22 protein-coding genes and 1 pseudogene are annotated in these 14,987 nt (G+C 61.3%); 5 read left to right on the top strand and 18 right to left on the bottom strand.

The window, feature by feature from the left end; genetic code table 11:
• Positions 1-419: 419 nt before the first annotated feature.
• From ACWNZ3_RS22785 to ACWNZ3_RS22750, 8 genes are all read right to left on the bottom strand, one after another.
• Positions 420-761: a hypothetical protein gene (locus ACWNZ3_RS22785; protein WP_088716855.1), complete on the bottom strand. Its 342-nt coding sequence runs from the start codon at positions 759-761 to the stop codon at positions 420-422.
• A 172-nt stretch (positions 762-933) separates the two neighbouring features.
• Complete coding sequence (locus tag ACWNZ3_RS22780) at positions 934-1,401, bottom strand: GIY-YIG nuclease family protein (protein WP_088716854.1); 468 nt, start codon at positions 1,399-1,401, stop codon at positions 934-936.
• On the bottom strand, positions 1,401-1,601 hold the full coding sequence (locus ACWNZ3_RS22775; RefSeq protein ID WP_088716853.1) for a hypothetical protein: 201 nt from the start codon (positions 1,599-1,601) through the stop codon (positions 1,401-1,403). The genes ACWNZ3_RS22780 and ACWNZ3_RS22775 overlap by 1 nt, the downstream gene beginning before the upstream one ends.
• 64 nt (positions 1,602-1,665) lie before the next feature.
• Entirely contained in the window at positions 1,666-3,018 is a 1,353-nt protein-coding gene (locus ACWNZ3_RS22770; protein ID WP_088716852.1) for a class I SAM-dependent methyltransferase, read from the bottom strand.
• 11 nt (positions 3,019-3,029) lie between these two features.
• Entirely contained in the window at positions 3,030-3,194 is a 165-nt protein-coding gene (locus ACWNZ3_RS22765) for a hypothetical protein (protein ID WP_157903888.1), read from the bottom strand.
• Positions 3,191-3,547: a hypothetical protein gene (locus tag ACWNZ3_RS22760; RefSeq protein WP_088716851.1), complete on the bottom strand. Its 357-nt coding sequence runs from the start codon at positions 3,545-3,547 to the stop codon at positions 3,191-3,193. Before ACWNZ3_RS22760 ends, ACWNZ3_RS22765 begins: the two co-directional genes overlap by 4 nt.
• Positions 3,544-3,753, bottom strand: coding sequence for a hypothetical protein (locus tag ACWNZ3_RS22755; protein WP_074647538.1), 210 nt, complete (start codon positions 3,751-3,753; stop codon positions 3,544-3,546). The genes ACWNZ3_RS22760 and ACWNZ3_RS22755 overlap by 4 nt, the downstream gene beginning before the upstream one ends.
• Entirely contained in the window at positions 3,750-3,965 is a 216-nt protein-coding gene (locus ACWNZ3_RS22750; protein WP_088716850.1) for a hypothetical protein, read from the bottom strand. Before ACWNZ3_RS22750 ends, ACWNZ3_RS22755 begins: the two co-directional genes overlap by 4 nt.
• A gap of 769 nt (positions 3,966-4,734) precedes the next feature.
• Between ACWNZ3_RS22750 and ACWNZ3_RS22745 the strand changes: the two genes are divergently transcribed.
• From ACWNZ3_RS22745 to ACWNZ3_RS22735, 3 genes are read left to right on the top strand one after another with little or no spacing between them, the layout of a single operon-like run.
• Positions 4,735-4,980, top strand: a complete 246-nt coding sequence (locus tag ACWNZ3_RS22745) for a type II toxin-antitoxin system VapB family antitoxin (protein ID WP_074647545.1) — start codon at positions 4,735-4,737, stop codon at positions 4,978-4,980.
• Positions 4,980-5,405 carry a type II toxin-antitoxin system VapC family toxin gene (locus ACWNZ3_RS22740; protein ID WP_088716897.1) on the top strand — a complete coding sequence of 142 codons (426 nt, stop codon included), beginning with the start codon at positions 4,980-4,982 and terminating at the stop codon, positions 5,403-5,405. The genes ACWNZ3_RS22745 and ACWNZ3_RS22740 overlap by 1 nt, the downstream gene beginning before the upstream one ends.
• Before the next feature lie 22 nt (positions 5,406-5,427).
• Positions 5,428-5,769, top strand: coding sequence for a hypothetical protein (locus ACWNZ3_RS22735; RefSeq protein WP_088716896.1), 342 nt, complete (start codon positions 5,428-5,430; stop codon positions 5,767-5,769).
• Positions 5,770-5,874: 105 nt separating this feature from the next.
• On the opposite strand, the gene ACWNZ3_RS22730 is transcribed toward ACWNZ3_RS22735, so the two are convergent.
• A complete protein-coding gene (locus tag ACWNZ3_RS22730) occupies positions 5,875-6,036 on the bottom strand; it encodes a hypothetical protein (RefSeq protein WP_157903891.1) in 162 nt (53 codons plus the stop codon).
• A gap of 307 nt (positions 6,037-6,343) precedes the next feature.
• Positions 6,344-6,694, bottom strand: coding sequence for a single-stranded DNA-binding protein (locus ACWNZ3_RS22725; protein WP_074647520.1), 351 nt, complete (start codon positions 6,692-6,694; stop codon positions 6,344-6,346).
• 475 nt (positions 6,695-7,169) lie between these two features.
• Between ACWNZ3_RS22725 and ACWNZ3_RS22720 the strand changes: the two genes are divergently transcribed.
• The gene (locus ACWNZ3_RS22720) at positions 7,170-7,571 is read left to right on the top strand and encodes a thermonuclease family protein (RefSeq protein WP_164744780.1); all 402 of its coding nucleotides are present in this window, start codon (positions 7,170-7,172) and stop codon (positions 7,569-7,571) included.
• Positions 7,572-7,648: 77 nt separating this feature from the next.
• Here the strand turns inward: ACWNZ3_RS22720 and ACWNZ3_RS22715 are convergent, their stop codons facing one another.
• The 6 genes from ACWNZ3_RS22715 to ACWNZ3_RS22690 all read right to left on the bottom strand — a co-directional run bounded on the left by ACWNZ3_RS22715 (position 7,649) and on the right by ACWNZ3_RS22690 (position 11,738).
• Positions 7,649-8,011 (bottom strand): hypothetical protein, encoded by a 363-nt coding sequence (locus tag ACWNZ3_RS22715; RefSeq protein WP_088716893.1) that lies wholly within the window; start codon positions 8,009-8,011, stop codon positions 7,649-7,651.
• A gap of 103 nt (positions 8,012-8,114) precedes the next feature.
• On the bottom strand, positions 8,115-8,354 hold the full coding sequence (locus ACWNZ3_RS22710) for a hypothetical protein (RefSeq protein ID WP_088716892.1): 240 nt from the start codon (positions 8,352-8,354) through the stop codon (positions 8,115-8,117).
• Positions 8,355-8,420: 66 nt separating this feature from the next.
• On the bottom strand, positions 8,421-8,684 hold the full coding sequence (locus tag ACWNZ3_RS22705) for a zinc finger domain-containing protein (RefSeq protein WP_088716891.1): 264 nt from the start codon (positions 8,682-8,684) through the stop codon (positions 8,421-8,423).
• Positions 8,677-9,309 carry a hypothetical protein gene (locus ACWNZ3_RS22700; RefSeq protein ID WP_174861803.1) on the bottom strand — a complete coding sequence of 211 codons (633 nt, stop codon included), beginning with the start codon at positions 9,307-9,309 and terminating at the stop codon, positions 8,677-8,679. The genes ACWNZ3_RS22705 and ACWNZ3_RS22700 overlap by 8 nt, the downstream gene beginning before the upstream one ends.
• Positions 9,310-9,355: 46 nt before the next feature.
• A complete protein-coding gene (locus ACWNZ3_RS22695; RefSeq protein ID WP_088716890.1) occupies positions 9,356-11,182 on the bottom strand; it encodes a ParB/RepB/Spo0J family partition protein in 1,827 nt (608 codons plus the stop codon).
• Positions 11,183-11,486: 304 nt separating this feature from the next.
• On the bottom strand, positions 11,487-11,738 hold the full coding sequence (locus tag ACWNZ3_RS22690) for a DUF3768 domain-containing protein (protein ID WP_496902614.1): 252 nt from the start codon (positions 11,736-11,738) through the stop codon (positions 11,487-11,489).
• Here ACWNZ3_RS22690 and ACWNZ3_RS22685 point away from each other — a divergent pair.
• On the top strand, positions 11,652-12,791 hold the full coding sequence (locus tag ACWNZ3_RS22685; protein WP_496902613.1) for an IS110 family RNA-guided transposase: 1,140 nt from the start codon (positions 11,652-11,654) through the stop codon (positions 12,789-12,791). The two genes, ACWNZ3_RS22690 and ACWNZ3_RS22685, sit on opposite strands and share 87 nt — an antisense overlap.
• Before the next feature lie 255 nt (positions 12,792-13,046).
• Here ACWNZ3_RS22685 and ACWNZ3_RS22680 read toward each other — a convergent pair.
• Both ACWNZ3_RS22680 and ACWNZ3_RS22675 read right to left on the bottom strand, forming a co-directional pair.
• Positions 13,047-13,217 (bottom strand): annotated as a pseudogene (locus ACWNZ3_RS22680) (DUF3768 domain-containing protein); the annotation flags it as partial.
• 622 nt (positions 13,218-13,839) lie between these two features.
• The gene (locus ACWNZ3_RS22675; protein WP_157903889.1) at positions 13,840-14,985 is read right to left on the bottom strand and encodes an aminotransferase class V-fold PLP-dependent enzyme; all 1,146 of its coding nucleotides are present in this window, start codon (positions 14,983-14,985) and stop codon (positions 13,840-13,842) included.
• Positions 14,986-14,987: the final 2 nt, after the last annotated feature.

The raw sequence follows: 14,987 nt of genomic DNA, 5'->3' as shown, positions 1-14,987 counted from the left end.
CCCTCTCCTGAAAGCCTGCCTCCCGGCGAGGGCAGGAGGGGGGCCCGCGCAAGCTCCATGACAAGGAAGGGGGGGAGGGGGATCACCCGGCCACGCAGCTCGGCCCCCGGCCGAGACCGTGGTTGGGGACACCCCCCCTGACGCCGCTCATGGGGCTTGCGTGGGGGAACCGGCGGTTCCCGATACGGACAGGGCGCGCTCGCGCGGCCTGGCCCAAGGATGCAGGGGGCGTTCGGCTTGCCCGAATCCCCCCTGCCAGTGTGATCGCCGCGCAAGCGCGGGGATCTCCGAACCCCTGTCTATCCATTGGGCGCCTGCGCGGCCGGGGGGCTGTCTGCCCCCGCGCCTTGCGGCGCTCTCCCGAGGATATTTAAGGTAAGATGAAAGGGCGGAGCTGTCGCCCATGAGCTGACGTTAGATCAGGCCGCAAGCTGAAGGCGTAGCGTCGTCTTATCACCGGCGCGAAGCGGGAAATGCACAGCGGCGAAACCGCAATCGGAAAGAAAGGAGATAATCCCGGTAGCGGTCTTGAACTCTCTCACCTTGAACCCGCCCCGCGTGGCATCCATCCGGGCAGTCACCAGCATCTGAACCTCGCCGGACGGATCGATACTCTTCATGAACCAAAGGCCGTGCCAGCTCGGCCCCTTGCGGAATGGTTCTTCACGACATTCAATTTCGAGCTGGCCTCCATGTTTTAGGCTTAGCCGTAAGCCCTGCTCGTTGATGACATTCGGGGTAAGCTGGATCTTATCGGCCACGGAAATTCCTCGTCTGCTTCATCGCAATATTATAGCATCGCTGACATTAAGCGCATCATCGAATGGCGGTTTCCTGCCACTGGAATGTGCAGGCTAGGAAGGACGTAGGGGGCTGTCTGCCCCCGCGCCTCACGGCGCTCCCCCGAGGATATTTTCAGGAAGATGAAAGAGGCTAGACCAGATCGCTCTTGATCGGGTCGGTTCGCCCTGTCGGCCGCCAGCCTGAATCGAAAAGGGATATGCGGCCATAGATCGGCCATGCAATTTTGAGGCGGGCAATACGGCGAAGCCGTGTCGCCTGCTCGGTGATGAGCTGTGCCACGTCGCTAACCGATGCGCCGTCTCGAAGGATATACCATTCCCGATTGCGGGTCCGGTCTCGTCCAGCCAGACGCCCCACCTTGGCGTGACAACGGGCCTCAAGAGCGAACGCATGGGGCATTCTCACGGTCTGGACAATGACCATTCGGCCTTGAACGCTGCGCGAAAGCTCCTTCCTCCGATCAACTGTCTTGCGCTGCGTGAAGCCGATCTTGATGCGGCAGGGGTCTTCCTCGTCACAGGTAAGATAGACTGTTCCCCAAGCCACATTGCGCCGAAACCAGCGGATACGGGTGAAGCCCCGAGATCGGCGGGCCATCAGGCCCGCTCCGACTCGGGTGCGATGCCGTAAGGGTATGCGGGACCGTAGCGAACGCCGCCCTGTTCAAAAAAGCCCATGCTCCCGAGTAGCCATGCGCGGTGAAACTCGGTTCCGGCGATCAGGCGGCGAATCGAACGGGGGATATGCCGGCCCGCGTAGCCTGCCAGATAAGCGCGAAGATAAATGCTCTGCATCATGTCGAAAATTCCTTTGTAGCCAGAATACTAGGTGGAAGGGCGGGCCGGAAGGCCCGCCCGACGATCAGGCGCGGGGCTTGTAATAGACACAGTATCCGGTGGGGATGTTCGTGCCGGAGCTGGCGAAGCTGCCCACAGGCAGATCGCGCCAGTCGCCAATTGTGGTGCCGTGGTCGTAGTAGGCGGACGCGGGCAGGATGCAGACCAGACAGCCGCCGGGCTTCAGGAACTTTACCGCATGATCGAGGTGTTTCTTGTAGTGCCGCCCATAAAAAGGGGGGTTCATGACCACCTTATCAAACCGCGGATCGGGCGCGACCTGAAGGAAATTCGCGGTCATGACGTGATGGCCCTTCGCGCGGGCCAGGTCGGCACGGGCGGCGTCGTATTCAACGCCTGTGACGGACACGGCCCCGCTCATCCGGTTTTCGCGCAGATCGGCGTTGCGCCGGGCCAGCTCGTCCATCAGTGCGCCGTCGCCACAAGACGGTTCTAGGATTTCCTCGCCGCCGCTAAGGTGCAGGGCGTCGATCACGGTTTCTGCCACGGGCCGGGGGCTGGCATAGAATTGCAGATCGCGGGCAACATCTGTGCTTGGCCGCTTCGCTTCGGCCTCGTTTGGCGCGTCGGGCAACACTTCGCCATAGAACTCGGCCAGGGCGTGGTTGATGTCTTTTCGGCCCTCGGGGTCGAAAATCAGGTGGCCGTTGCCATTCTTGAAAACGCGGATGATGCCACCGCAGAAATCAGCCTCGCCGTGGCGCTGCACCTCGTCCATCGTGTCTTCAAACTCGCGGTAGGTATAGCGCGGCTGGCTTCGATAGACGCGCAGGGCGTTAAGGGTATCTTTCACCCGCTCCCGGCCCCAACTGTTCCAGCCGGTGACATAGGAAACGATGATCCGTTTCGGCAGGCCCTCAACGCCGATTTTCACTTTGGAATGGCTCTTATAGGCCGGGTCCAGATCGGTGAAGCATTCGGCCAACCCCTTGAGGACGTGAAAGCGTTGATCGAGCAAATAGCTCCCGAACACCTCAGCGATATTTTCCAAGGTGAAGGGCAGGGGTTTGGTCAGCTTCAAGTCGAGCTGCTGCCGGTCCTTGGCGCTGGCGATGTTCTCGATATTCAAGCCTTCGTAGACGTGTTTCCATGCGGATCGCAGCAGGGTCAGGCGCACGTCGCGCTCGTATAGACTCGGATCGGTCGCAAAGACGCGCCCGCCGTAGGTGCCGCCGATGCAAGCGGCGGCATTGATCGCGGTTTCGGCCCTCTTGAAAGCCTCGATGGCGCCGGGGATGCTTTCGGCCTTTGCATCATACTCCGCGACGATCTCGGACAGGCTGCGCCGGATTGCCGGTGCGCCGTGGTCCTTCTGGTCGGTTTCGCCAATCTTTGGAAATTCGCTGTGAAATGTCATGCTCTCGTCTTTCATCCTTGGCCCAGGAACCGCTCGCCAGCGTTCGGGCCATATTCGATCACTTCCCAAACCTCGTGCCCGGTGCGGCTGGCGTAGCGCCATGCCGTTGCCTCGTCCTTGTGGACGCGGGGCAGGTCGTCGGGGTGTTCGCGGGTCTCGAAGGTGCGCCAGCTCATGCCTCGGTTCCCCGAGGCATGGCTGCGAAAAGGTCGTCGTTGTCCCAAGCCGGGTGCGACTTGGCGGCGGGCAGGGGATCGACACCCTTGGTCTCGATCACAAGGCGGGCCGTGCGCTCGCAGGGACAGCCATAATCGTTGCGGTAGTGCTCGCGGATTCGGACTTCGTAGCGGTTCGTCGTCTCCGGGATCGGCGCGACGGTGTATCGCTTGGGCGAAGATTTCCGGCCCAGCCAATCCGCGCCCCATGTGGCGGGATGCTTGTCGCGCTGATACTCGATGCAAGCCAGAATATTGCGCTTGTCGGAGGCGGTCAGGTGCCGCCCCTCGATGAGTGAAATCTGCGGTTTCATTGGGCCTTCTCCTGAAGGTAGGTGCGATACCCCTTCTGATCCGTGCTGCCGAAACAGATCACATGCTGATCGGCCAGATGGCGCAGGTCGCAAAGCGCATACTCCATCAGATCGGCTACCTGGCCGGAGGCGTCAGGATAGAGCGCGGTCAGTGCATCAAGGATGCGCGCTGCCTGAATGTCGGGGGTGTTGTTGGGGGCACTCATGCCCCCATCTCCGTCCAGTCAGTCGCCCAAGTATCCATCGTTGCGACGGTTTTGCCTTCGGGATCGAGCAAGCGTAGATCGGGCTTGTGCGTGGCGGCTGCGTGATGATCGCGGCCCATCTTGCGCAGCAGGTCGGGATTGGCGGAATAGACCACTTCCGCGCCGGGCAGACCGTCATATTCGGACCATAGAGAAAAAAGACGTGCGGACATAAATCGTCCTCCTTGTGGTGATGCCCTATCCGGTCTGGTGCCGAAAATTGGGGCGGGGTTTCTGGCGAGGACCGCTGCAAGCGGCCCTCTCCTGAAAGCCTGCCTCCCGGCGAGGGCAGGAGGGGGGCCCGCGCAAGCTCCATGACAAGGAAGGGGGGAGGGGGATCACCCGGCCACGCAGCTCGGCCCCCGGCCGAGACCGTGGTTGGGGACACCCCCCTGACGCCGCTCATGGGGCTTGCGTGGGGGAACCGGCGGTTCCCGATACGGACAGGGCGCGCTCGCGCGGTCTGGCCCAAGGATGCAGGGGGCGTTCGGCTTGCCCGAATCCCCCCTGCCAGTGTGATCGCCGCGCAAGCGCGGGGATCTCCGAACCCTCTTCCGCCAGAGCTTTCCAGACCGCCCCGGCCAGGGGGACGGGGCAGGGGCCTTGCAGGCGACCTGTGGTAAGGTCTGGCGCTGCGAAAGCGACCGTTACCCGGATGGGCCGAGACTGGCCCCCTGACAGGACCATGCGCCGCGCTGCCCGGTGGCTCGGGACGAGACGGCGGGCGGCGCACCTTGGCGCAGGGACGAGCAGGGGGGAAGGCTCGGGGCGCAGGCCGCTTGCCGGCCGAAGCCTAGGGCGCGGTCCTGGGCGGGCGTGTCCTCGAGCAACCGCACGAGGTCACGAACGACCGGGATTCGCCACGAAATTCAACAATCGAAGATACTAGCACTTGCGGGATATACTTTTCGGCTATATTGTATATCCTGAAAGGATATGCACATGCCCCTCTACATCAAAGACCCGGACGTAGATAAGCTCGTTGACCGCTACCTTGCTGCCTCTGGCGCAAGGAACAAAACCGAAGCGGTTCGCACGGCCTTGCTCAATAGTATAGCGGCGTTGGAGAAGCAGGAAACCCTCGCGGAACGTGTAGCGAAGGTTCAGCGAAAGGCAGCCGAGGCAGGTCTGAAACCGCGCGAATCCGACGACAAGCCGTTCATGGATGAGCTGTGGGGTGATGACTGATGTTCATCGACGCCAGCGCGCTTTGCGCCGTGCTGCTGAATGAGCCGGAAGCCCCGGCGATGCTCAAAGCAATGGAACAGGCCCGAGGCAAGCTGATGATTTCGCCGGTTGTGCGGGTAGAAACGACGCTCGGGATCGCACGGGATCTGAAGGAAAAGGATGGCGTAACGCATATCAGCGAGGCGCACTTCGACAAGGCGAGCGAGCTTGTCGCAGACCTGCTCCAATCACTCGGCGTTCGTGAAATGCACCTCACCGAAAGCATGGGCTCGGCGGCGATCGCGGCGTTGAGGAAATACGGCAAGGTGGCCGGTCATCCGGCGAAACTCAACATGGGTGACGCCCTCGCCTACGCCGCCGCTAAGGCGTTTCATGCCCCCTTGCTCTACAAGGGCGATGATTTTGCGAAGACCGATCTCGCATGAGGTCGGAAGAAAGGAGCTTTCGATGAAACTGATAGCGGCAAACGTGATGCGCAGCCTGCCAGCGGCGGCATACCTGGTTGGCGCAGCAGCAGCCCATGCGCAGGAAGGCTCGGCTGACGATTGCGAGCTTGTGAGCGCGGCCATGTCGCAGATGGTGCAGGCGAACATCGCCAACATCGAAGTGACCGGCAACATGCTGCAAAACCAGGCCGCCATGCTGGCGCATCTGGCGACGAGCGGCGATGGCGACGCCTTGGCGGCGGCGGCGGCCGTGACCGAGAACCTGGGCCAGCTTCAGGTGCCCAACGGCCCGGCCATTACGGATGGAATGGCCGCGCTGCGGCGCATGTGCCCGGAGCGGTGAGGGGGCTGTCTGCCCCCGCGCCTGGCGGCGCTCCCCCGAGGATATTTCAGGGAAGATGAAATGCAGAAAGGCCAAGCCCCGGAGGGCCTGGCCGTTGCAGCCGCCCTACTCGGGGCGGCGCTTGAGGGTGATCCCGACCTTCAGGAAGCCGAGGTTGATCGAGATCGTAAGGCTGAGGTCGATTGCGCGCAGCAGCTTGCGGATGGCTCGGAGCCGGCGAGCGGCGATGCGACGAAGTTTGATGGAACGCTTGCGAATGAATTTCATGGTCTGTCTCCTGATTGAAAAAACGAGGCTCGGTGACACGGCGGGAAAGGCGGGCCGTCAACACGCGCGCAGCGCCCCGAAGGGCTTGGTGTTGACGGCTCGCCGCGCCGTGTAGAGTGGCCGCTGTTTTTCAAGGAGGCAGACCCTGCACCTTCGCAGGGGTCCAGTGTCGCATTGCCGCTTGTCGGCGGTTCGGAGCTGAAGGCTGTGAAGCGCGATCGGCCGCCCTCTCGATGGGGGCGGCCGATTGGTCGGGGCGCAGCGCCGCGCCCGAAGGGCAGGCGGGCCGTGAGGCCCGCCCGGGCGGTCAGCCCGCCTGTTGCCGCTCCATCTGCTTGCGGATCATGTGGGCCAGGTTGGCGAAGTTGTCGCAGGCCAGTTTCACGCCGTGGCGGGTTTCGCCGCTATTGGTCTCGTAGCTCTCGGAGCGGATGGTGCCGGTCGCGCGAACCAGGTCGCCTTTGACGGTGTTTTCCTTGACCCATTTGATGACGTTCTCGTTGAAGATACTCACGTCGTTCCAGAAGGGTTTCGACTGAAAGTCGCCGTGATTGTCCTTGCGGCCATACTCGGCGGCGATGGAAACCCAGAGGACGCCGTTGCCTTCCTTGATCTGACCGACCCGACCGATGATTTCAAACTCAGCGAAGGTATTCATTTTTTGTCTCCTTGGTATCTTAGTGTTTCGATGAAAAACGGTCATGCTGGTCCTCGATGCGATCAAGCCAAAAATCGGAGGGTCCGCAAAGCGGAAACCGATTTTTTGATTGAAGGGCGGGGCGTTAGCCCCGGACGGTCGCTAAGAGAGGAACAAGCAATGTTCCGTTTGAGAAACCCGGACCAAGGAGACGGGTGAATACCTGGGTTGCACGAATTTCAGTGTCGGTTCCAGATCAAGGAAGGCAGCGGCGTGTGGATCTCGACAGGGGCTCGATTCATACTGCAAGGACAATCACGGCGACGGTCGAAACCTGGGGCGACGGATGCTCATCTGCGCAGCGGCAAATGGGTCAAGGGAAACCCGATGGCGGCCTAGCGACAACCGGCACAGGAACAGAAGAGGGCAGAGCGGCTTGCGAAACTGGCTGCGAGAAACTGGATCGAGACGCGGACAACATGCGCGACGCAGGCGCTTGTTTGGAGTTGCGGCAACAGGTGCGATGATCGTCGCGGCCTTGCTGTCGATCGACACCGGGACGGCGGCAGAGCCGATCAATCCGGCTTCAGTCTATGTGATCGACGGCGACACGATTGACCTGGGCGGTGAGCGGTTCCGGCTGGTCGGTCTCGACACGCCGGAAACCTACGATCCGCAATGTGCATATGAAAAGGCGCTTGGTGACGAGGCGACGAGGCGCTTGCGCGAGCTGATCGGCTCGGGCGAGTTGGTGGAACTGATCGTGTTGCCGGGCCGCGACCGAAATGACCGAGGGCTAGCGCGGCTTTACATCGGTCGTGCGGACGTGGCCGGTATCCTGATCGGGGAAGGGCTGGCGCGGGAATACAATGGGGGCAGGCGGCAGGGTTGGTGCTGACGGCCAAGCCGCGCAGCGGCCCCTGCGCGGGTAGCGCAAGGCCGGTGCGTCGGGGCGCAGTCCCGGCGCACCGGGCATCACCCTCGGCGCGGTCCCTTTCGGAACCAGCCCATGACGATAATCGTGATGCCGATGGCGAGCAGGTAGAGAACGGCAATCATCCAGATCAGCATGAACGCCTCGCCAAGCTGCCGGGTGAATGTCCGATCCGCGCCGAACAGGAAATGCTCGGACCCGCTCATGGCCCATCCCATGACGATGCCGAATCCGAGGGCAGGCAGGAACACAGTCAGGAAGGCCAGCATATAGCGGTTGATCGTCGGTCGCCCGCCACGCCAGCAGGCCCGGACGACACGGCCCGGACAAAAGACGATCTCGGCCATGCGATACTGAACCAGATCGAGCCTATCCTTGAAGGTGGTTTCGTCGTCGTCGTGCATGATCGTCCTGAATGTCGGTCCCTGGAAAAAAGAGGCCCCGCGCGAGCGGGGCCAGTGTTATCCTCACCACAAGGATATTCTCAAAAAGCTGGCCTGCCCGGCGTCAAAGATGCGCGCGGCGGCTCCGAATTTCGTTCGACAGATTGGCGGCTTGTGCGAAGCACCCGAAGGCGATGGCTGTGCCGATCCAGTAAATCAGATTGGGGACGTTGACCCCCGCGAAGAACGCGATGCAAGCGGCGATCACGATAGCCGCGCCAGCAGCTCCGATAAAGAACCAGTTCCACATCTTGCCGATCAGTTCGGCAATGATTTCTTCAGCGTGAGCGCGGCGATCAAACATCTAAGTTCTCCTTTAGTTCCAGTCGTAGCACAGTCGATCAGTTCTCGCCAGCGCCATGAATATCCCTCAGAACAAAGCCAGTTGCTCGGGCTGAGGCCGAATGCCGACGCGCCCGCGTGGATCAATGATCCATCCGTCGCCGTCGCGCAGGATGCTGGCGTCAGGTCCGTGCTGGTCGATGAAGACGCGATCCGCCTCCACCTTGCGACTGTGATGAAAGTCGCTCGCCATGTGGCCGCTCGGGCGACGGCACCAGACGCCGGGCGCTCTGCCGCAATCGGGGCAGCGCACGGCAAGGACCGGATGACGGTGGGCGGTGAAATCAGGCATGGGCGTTCTCCAATTCTCCGAGGCGAAGGAATAGCTGCGAGGCCAACACGCGATTCTGGGCGGCGCGGTCGCGATCCTTGTTCTTCGATGCCGCCAGTTGAAGATGGTGATAGGCTGCGTGACGTTCCGCCAGCGGGTGACGGTCAGGATCGGCGGCAATCTCCCGCGCCTTGAGGATCGTCACGAACAGGTCAGATGAAGCGAACAGGTTCGCGATCCTCGCGCCCGAGGCGTCGGTGCGCGACAGCGGGAAAGGCGGGCTTTTCAAGTCGATCCTGCCTTGGCTGTAGCTGTGCAGGACGCTCAACAGATAAGACGGGTCGGCGGGGTATGGGGCGCAGTCCCATGCCCGCCGCACAGCGCGGCGCTCATCTTCGGGCAGGGCGTCGATCTGGCGGCGGGCTTCATGCCACTTCTCTGCCCGAGCGCGACGGTCCCTGATTTCCTGTTCGGACCATGCCAGTGCGCGGTCTGCCATAACACGGTCCTCGCTCGGCTGTGCCTCGGCAATCTGATCGGCCAGCAACGGAAGGGCCTCGCGCTCAAGGCGCTGTTTCCGGCGCAGTGCGGCCCGCTTGCGGGGCGTGTCGGTGAACGGGTGTCGGGGTGAACGCTTGAATCTCATGGGAACCTCCATCGGTGGGCGGGGCGCTGCCGCCCCGCCCTCGATCTCACTTCATGCCTTCGGGCAGCCATGCCCCGATCTTCGCGGCCTGCTCGTCGGTGACGCCAAGGGCGCTGCGCAGATCGTGGTCGCCACGGAACAGGGCTTCCAGCTTGTCGGCCTTCTCGCCCTTTTTCAGCTTGGCGAAGGTCGTGGCGGTCGGGTGATCGTCGGACAGGTCCAGCAGATCGCGCCACAGATCGTTGAGGTAGGGGCCTCCGACGCGAGAAAAGAAGTTCGCCGCATTGGGGGTCCAGACTTCGCGGATATTCGGCTGCGTCTCCTTGTCGATCATCGCGGACAGCTTCTCGTCGCCGCCCCGATATTGAGCGGCAAGGAACCGGACCAGTTCACCGCGCACATGCTCCGGGCCTTTCTTGCGAAACGCGCGGAAGGATGCGCCAAGGTCTTTCGCATCCCACATATCGCGCGGCGGGTTGCTGGTCAGGCGCTCGTCAAGGGCATAGCCCTCGGCCTCGGTCGAAGGCCAGTTCGGAACCTCGGTCGTGGCGATGCCAAGCGGATCGTTCCAGCGCAGGGCGTGGCTCAACTGGTAGGCCAGAAGGTCAATCAGCAGATCGGGATCGCGCAACACCGCATGTTGCCGTGCGCCCTGTGCGACACGGGACAGGTCGTCGCGCAGCTTCTGGCTGATGGGGGATTTCGGCTCGGCCTCGGCGCTCGAATGGCTGGACTTGCGCAGGAACCCGGCCTCGATGGCGGCGGCCCGGTCCTCACGCCTCACCAGCCCCTCGGCGGTCTGAACCTCGCCGCTCTGGTTGACGTAGACAAGGACGCCCGAAACGGCCTTCTGCTCGGCGCTGAATGCACCATCCAACACGGCTTGCAGCGCCGCCAGTTCGGCCTCGCCCTCGGCGTCCAGAACCTCACCTTCGGCCAATTCCGCCAGTTCGTCGTAACGCTCTGACTGCTCTTCGGTGAGCGTCCCTTCATCCCGATAGATGCGGTCCAGCTTCCGTTCCTCGATCTCGTAATAACCAAGATAGGTGGTGTCCATCGCCTCGGCCCATTTCCAACCGTCGCCGGTCATGGCCTCGGCGGTGGCGTTCAGCTTCGCCTTGAACAGTTCGTCCAGCAGGGCAACATCATCGAAATAGGTCTGGTCTGCGAAAAGGTCGCCAGTGACGCGCCCGCCCTCGGCCTCGTAAGCCTCAAGGCCAACAAACTTCACGCGCCGATCCGTGCTGCGCACCGAGTCCGGTTTGAGCATCTGCTTGATCTGGTGATCGCTGTAGCCCTCGCCCCGCACCTTTTCCAGCACGGCCAGCGTGTTCGCCTCGTCCTCGCTGACGGTGAAGGCGGCGGCGTTCGACAGGGTGATTTCCCCGGCCTTCAAGGCGTCCAGAACCGACACCGGCAGGCTTGCCAGCTTCAAGCGGCGATAGACGTGCTTTTCATTGACGCCGAACGCGATGGCGATGGAGGGAACCGGAACGCCCCGCTCGGCCATGCTGCCATATTCGCGGATTTCATCGGCGGCATGGGGTTGTTCGCGGTGGTGGTTCTCGCTCGATGCCCAAATCTCGGCGGTCGCCTGATCGGGCGCGATCTTCACGGAAACCGTAGCGAAGCGCGGATCGTCTTGCAGCAAAGCCAGGGCGCGAAGCCTCCGGCCTCCGGCCACGATGCCAACCTTGCCGGTTTCATCGCGCAGCCCGGCGAGGTTCTGGATCAGGCCAAGCTGGCGGATATTCTCTGCCAGTGCCTCGATCCCCTCGGGGCTGAACACGGTGCGCGGGTTCAGGTCGGAAACATACAGATCATCGAAGGGAACCTGTTCGATGGGGGCGATGATCGTCTCTTGCTTTGTCATGGGTCTTATCCTTGTCGTGTGGTGAGTTTTTGTGTTATCGGTGCCCCAGCCCTGACGGGCTGAGGCGAGGGGGCTTAGATGGCCCCGTGCTGGATCAGGAAGCGGCGTCCGATGCCAAAGTGATCGCCCTTCCTGAGAAGCGCCCAAGCCTCGGCAATGCGGCGCTTCATGGTTTCATTGCTCATTGATTTCACCTTCCTTTCCGTTGTGGTGAGGGGGTGGGAGAGGCGCTTGCCGCCCCTCCCTTGGGCCTGCTCGACAGGCCAGCCTCGGCGCGGGGCAGGGAGAGACCCCGCAACCGAACTCAGTATTCCTCGGGCAGAAGGATGGTCAGCACGCGGCGGGTCTTAGTGGTGTCCGCGCAATCGTCGGAACCGAACTCATAGCCCGCGTCGTAGAAGTTTCCATGCAGGAGGTTGCGCGAACCGGATAGGTTGGGCGCAGATTCACAAAACGGGAGATTTCCAAGATGATGACACCATCTATTGCGGCGACCTGCTTTGTCGCCATTGATCTGAGCAAATCGAAATGGCTTGTGGCGCTTGATGCGCCGCAATTGGCCAAGATCAAATCCGTGCGTTTGGACGGGTTTGATACGGCAGGACTGATTGATCTGGTTCGAGGGACCGTTGCGGAGGCGAGTGAGCTCTTCGGGCCTGATCAGCGACCTATCGTCTGCTTCGAAACTGGATACGATGGTTTCTGGCTGCAGAGGCTGCTGTCCAACGAAGGGATCGAAACCTTGGTCTTGGATCCGACCAGCTTTCTCGTGAACCGCAGAGCCCGCCGGGTCAAAACGGATCGAGTCGACGCCGAAGGCATGGTCGTTCTGCTGAAGAACCACTGTTCCGGTGATCGAAAGGCATTCCGAACTGTGCGCGTCCCGACCGTTGCTGAAGAAGACGCCAAACGCTTTCACCGAGAGCGCAAGAGGCTGATGAGCGAGCGCACTGGCCACATCAATCGCATTCGTGCCCTCCTCGCGCTGCAAGGCGTCCGGCATATCAATCCAGCGATGGTCACATGGCGCAAGAAACTGGAGGGCCTCGAAACTGCCGATGGCCGCCCTTTCCCCGATCAGCTCATGCGCGAGATCGTTCGCTCTTTCGAACGCTTGGAACTGACGAACAAGATGATCAAGGCTCTGGCGGAGGAACGCGACGAAGCCCTTGCGACTGAATCGGAGCGGTTTCCTGAACACGAGAAGGCCGTGCTGCTCGAAGGGCTTCGCGGTGTTGGACGACACAGTGCGATGCTCTTGTCCGCAGAGGTGTTCGGGCGAGAGTTCAAGAACAGGCGACACCTGTCGTCTTACCTTGGCCTGACGCCCAGCCCTTATTCCAGTGGTGATGTCGAACGAAGCCAGGGTATCAGCAAAGCTGGAAACCGACCGGCGCGCACCCTCGGGATCGAACTGGCGTGGTGCTGGCTGCGGTATCAGCCTCAAAGCGCACTCGCGCGCTGGTTCAGAAAATACACGGCTGAACGCCCGGGAGTGAGAAAGAAAGTCGCCATTGTGGCTCTTGCCCGCAAGCTCATCGTGGCTTTGTGGCGATATGTGGAAACGGGACTTGTCCCGTCTGGCGCGGTTCTGAAGGCGGAGGTGTAATACGGGATACTGAAACTTCAGAATAACGCGCAACGCCGGATGGTTGAGTGACCGAGAAGATTGATGGTCTTCACAAACCCTGTAGAAGTTTGGTCCCAACCAAGGCGGCTCCATTCCGGGAACGTGAACGGAAATTTGGTTCGGGCAGCACGCCCACCGTATGCAAGTCGATGCCACTGGAGTGAGCATAATCGAGGAGCCAAACCAGCGTTGCACAGAAAGAAAAGGACTTGAAAATGTAATTTCCTCATGCAGGTCGATTTTCCAGTAAAGCCGAACCTCGCGTTCGCCTTCGGCCACGGTGAAGATGCCGAAATCGTGGGTGCCGTAAGGGTCGTTGTCCTCGGTGAACTCGGAAAACTGCATGACCGCGACCATGATCGCCACCTGTGCCTCGTGCGACAGTGCGGCCACGCCGCGCGTCATGACAATCTGGCCGGGAACGGTGAAGTCAGCGCCCCATGTGGTGCGGAACCGGTCGTTCTGTCTTGCGATAAGCGCGACCCGCGCTGCCTCGACAGCCGCCTCTGCGGTGTTTTCCGAATGAATATCAGCCATGTCTGGCCTCCTTGTGGTGATGCCCTATCCGGTCTGGTGCCGAAAATTGGGGCGGGGTTTCTGGCGAGGACCGCGAAGCGTCCCTCTCCTGAAAGCCTGCCTCCCGGCGAGGGCAGGAGGGGGGCCCGCGCAAGCTCCATGACAAGGAAGGGGGGGAGGGGGATCACCCGGCCACGCAGCTCGGCCCCCGGCCGAGACCGTGGTTGGGGACACCCCCCCTGACGCCGCTCATGGGGCTTGCGTGGGGGAACCGGCGGTTCCCGATACGGACAGGGCGCGCTCGCGCGGCCTGGCCCAAGGATGCAGGGGGCGTTCGGCTTGCCCGAATCCCCCCTGCCAGTGTGATCCCCGCGCGAGCGCGGCGATCACAGATTATCGTCCAAGGCCCAAAAAAAGGCCAGCGCGAGGCTAGCCTAGTCTGCGGGGATTTCCGCACAGGAAGTTCAATTGAACGAGGCGTCGGGGCAAACTACGTGCCTCAGGACAGTCCTCAAGCAAGCATATCCTTCAACGCCGCCACCACCAAATCTGCATGCTCGACTGTGATCTTGTTGGATGACAACCGCACTCCCTCTATATGTCCTCTGGGAAGCATATAAAGCGGGGTATGAGACCCCTTTATGCGCCAGGCAGCAATCCGGTGCTCTCTGAGGTTCCTCACCACCTCTTCGGCGGGAATCTTTTTATGACGAAACGAAAATATACCTCCACGGTTCCTACCAGGATCGATCGGTATGACCCCTTCAAGAGCGGAAACGCCTTCGCGAATTCGGAAAATGCCATCGTTTAGCCGATCCCCGCCATGCAGAGCCTCCTCGATGGCCCGTGACAAGCCGATGATGGCCCCGCAATTACGCTCCCCCATTTCGAGGAAGCGCGCATTTCCCATGTCTTTTTCGATCCGGCCATCGGCTTTGATATCAGAAAGGTGAAGATCGACAAATCCGGGAGACATCCTGGCTCTCAGCTGTGCTGAGACAAAGGCAAACCCGGTGCCCCGGGGGCCGCACAGGAATTTACGCCCGGCACCAGTGAGCACATCGCAACCGGTTGCGTGGACATCAATCTGAACCTGACCAACAGCCTGGCAGGCATCCACGATGTAGACAGCTTGGTATCCCGAGAGGATTTCACCGATGGTCGCAACAGGATTTATGATGCCACAGCAAGATGGAACATGCACGACGGACACGAGCCCAACGTCATTTCCCATGTTTGATTGCAGCCATTCTAGGTCGATTTCACCTTTATCAGTACAGGGTATCGTGATCAGTTCGAGTCCTTCCCGTTCCGAGAGATCCTTCAGATACTGAAGGTTCCCAGCGTATTCGTATTCGGTTGTAAGGATGCGGCGCGCGCCTTTAAACGAAAGTCGGCTCACGACTTCCGTCCACGCCCGGGTAGCGTTGTCGAAGATCGCGATGTCAGCCGCAACGCACCCTAAGAGGGTGCCAAGATTTTCGTAGACGCGCTCGTCAAGCTCGACGTGATGATCGAGCTCAGTGTCATAGGCCCCGACCTGCTGCTCGATTTTCAGGTATGTCGTAGTTGCGGCCAGAACCTCATCAGAAACGGGCCCCGATCCGGCCATGTTCAGATATGCGGTTGGAACGCGCGGTGAGGTGAGTGCCGTCATCT

The sequence above is a fragment of the Sulfitobacter sp. IGS-18 genome, from assembly GCF_059628195.1.
This window is presented reverse-complemented; position numbering and strand designations above follow the sequence as displayed.

Bases quoted from the DNA above. Each gene is read 5' to 3' on its own strand.
- ACWNZ3_RS22780 (WP_088716854.1), bottom strand. From the start codon at position 1,401: ATGGCCCGCCGATCTCGGGGCTTCACCCGTATCCGCTGGTTTCGGCGC.
- ACWNZ3_RS22775 (WP_088716853.1), bottom strand. From the start codon at position 1,601: ATGATGCAGAGCATTTATCTTCGCGCTTATCTGGCAGGCTACGCGGGC.
- ACWNZ3_RS22770 (WP_088716852.1), bottom strand. From the start codon at position 3,018: ATGACATTTCACAGCGAATTTCCAAAGATTGGCGAAACCGACCAGAAG.
- ACWNZ3_RS22765 (WP_157903888.1), bottom strand. From the start codon at position 3,194: ATGAGCTGGCGCACCTTCGAGACCCGCGAACACCCCGACGACCTGCCC.
- ACWNZ3_RS22760 (WP_088716851.1), bottom strand. From the start codon at position 3,547: ATGAAACCGCAGATTTCACTCATCGAGGGGCGGCACCTGACCGCCTCC.
- ACWNZ3_RS22755 (WP_074647538.1), bottom strand. From the start codon at position 3,753: ATGAGTGCCCCCAACAACACCCCCGACATTCAGGCAGCGCGCATCCTT.
- ACWNZ3_RS22750 (WP_088716850.1), bottom strand. From the start codon at position 3,965: ATGTCCGCACGTCTTTTTTCTCTATGGTCCGAATATGACGGTCTGCCC.
- ACWNZ3_RS22745 (WP_074647545.1), top strand. From the start codon at position 4,735: ATGCCCCTCTACATCAAAGACCCGGACGTAGATAAGCTCGTTGACCGC.
- ACWNZ3_RS22740 (WP_088716897.1), top strand. From the start codon at position 4,980: ATGTTCATCGACGCCAGCGCGCTTTGCGCCGTGCTGCTGAATGAGCCG.
- ACWNZ3_RS22735 (WP_088716896.1), top strand. From the start codon at position 5,428: ATGAAACTGATAGCGGCAAACGTGATGCGCAGCCTGCCAGCGGCGGCA.
- ACWNZ3_RS22730 (WP_157903891.1), bottom strand. From the start codon at position 6,036: ATGAAATTCATTCGCAAGCGTTCCATCAAACTTCGTCGCATCGCCGCT.
- ACWNZ3_RS22725 (WP_074647520.1), bottom strand. From the start codon at position 6,694: ATGAATACCTTCGCTGAGTTTGAAATCATCGGTCGGGTCGGTCAGATC.
- ACWNZ3_RS22715 (WP_088716893.1), bottom strand. From the start codon at position 8,011: ATGCACGACGACGACGAAACCACCTTCAAGGATAGGCTCGATCTGGTT.
- ACWNZ3_RS22710 (WP_088716892.1), bottom strand. From the start codon at position 8,354: ATGTTTGATCGCCGCGCTCACGCTGAAGAAATCATTGCCGAACTGATC.
- ACWNZ3_RS22705 (WP_088716891.1), bottom strand. From the start codon at position 8,684: ATGCCTGATTTCACCGCCCACCGTCATCCGGTCCTTGCCGTGCGCTGC.
- ACWNZ3_RS22700 (WP_174861803.1), bottom strand. From the start codon at position 9,309: ATGAGATTCAAGCGTTCACCCCGACACCCGTTCACCGACACGCCCCGC.
- ACWNZ3_RS22695 (WP_088716890.1), bottom strand. From the start codon at position 11,182: ATGACAAAGCAAGAGACGATCATCGCCCCCATCGAACAGGTTCCCTTC.
- ACWNZ3_RS22685 (WP_496902613.1), top strand. From the start codon at position 11,652: ATGATGACACCATCTATTGCGGCGACCTGCTTTGTCGCCATTGATCTG.
- ACWNZ3_RS22675 (WP_157903889.1), bottom strand. From the start codon at position 14,985: ATGACGGCACTCACCTCACCGCGCGTTCCAACCGCATATCTGAACATG.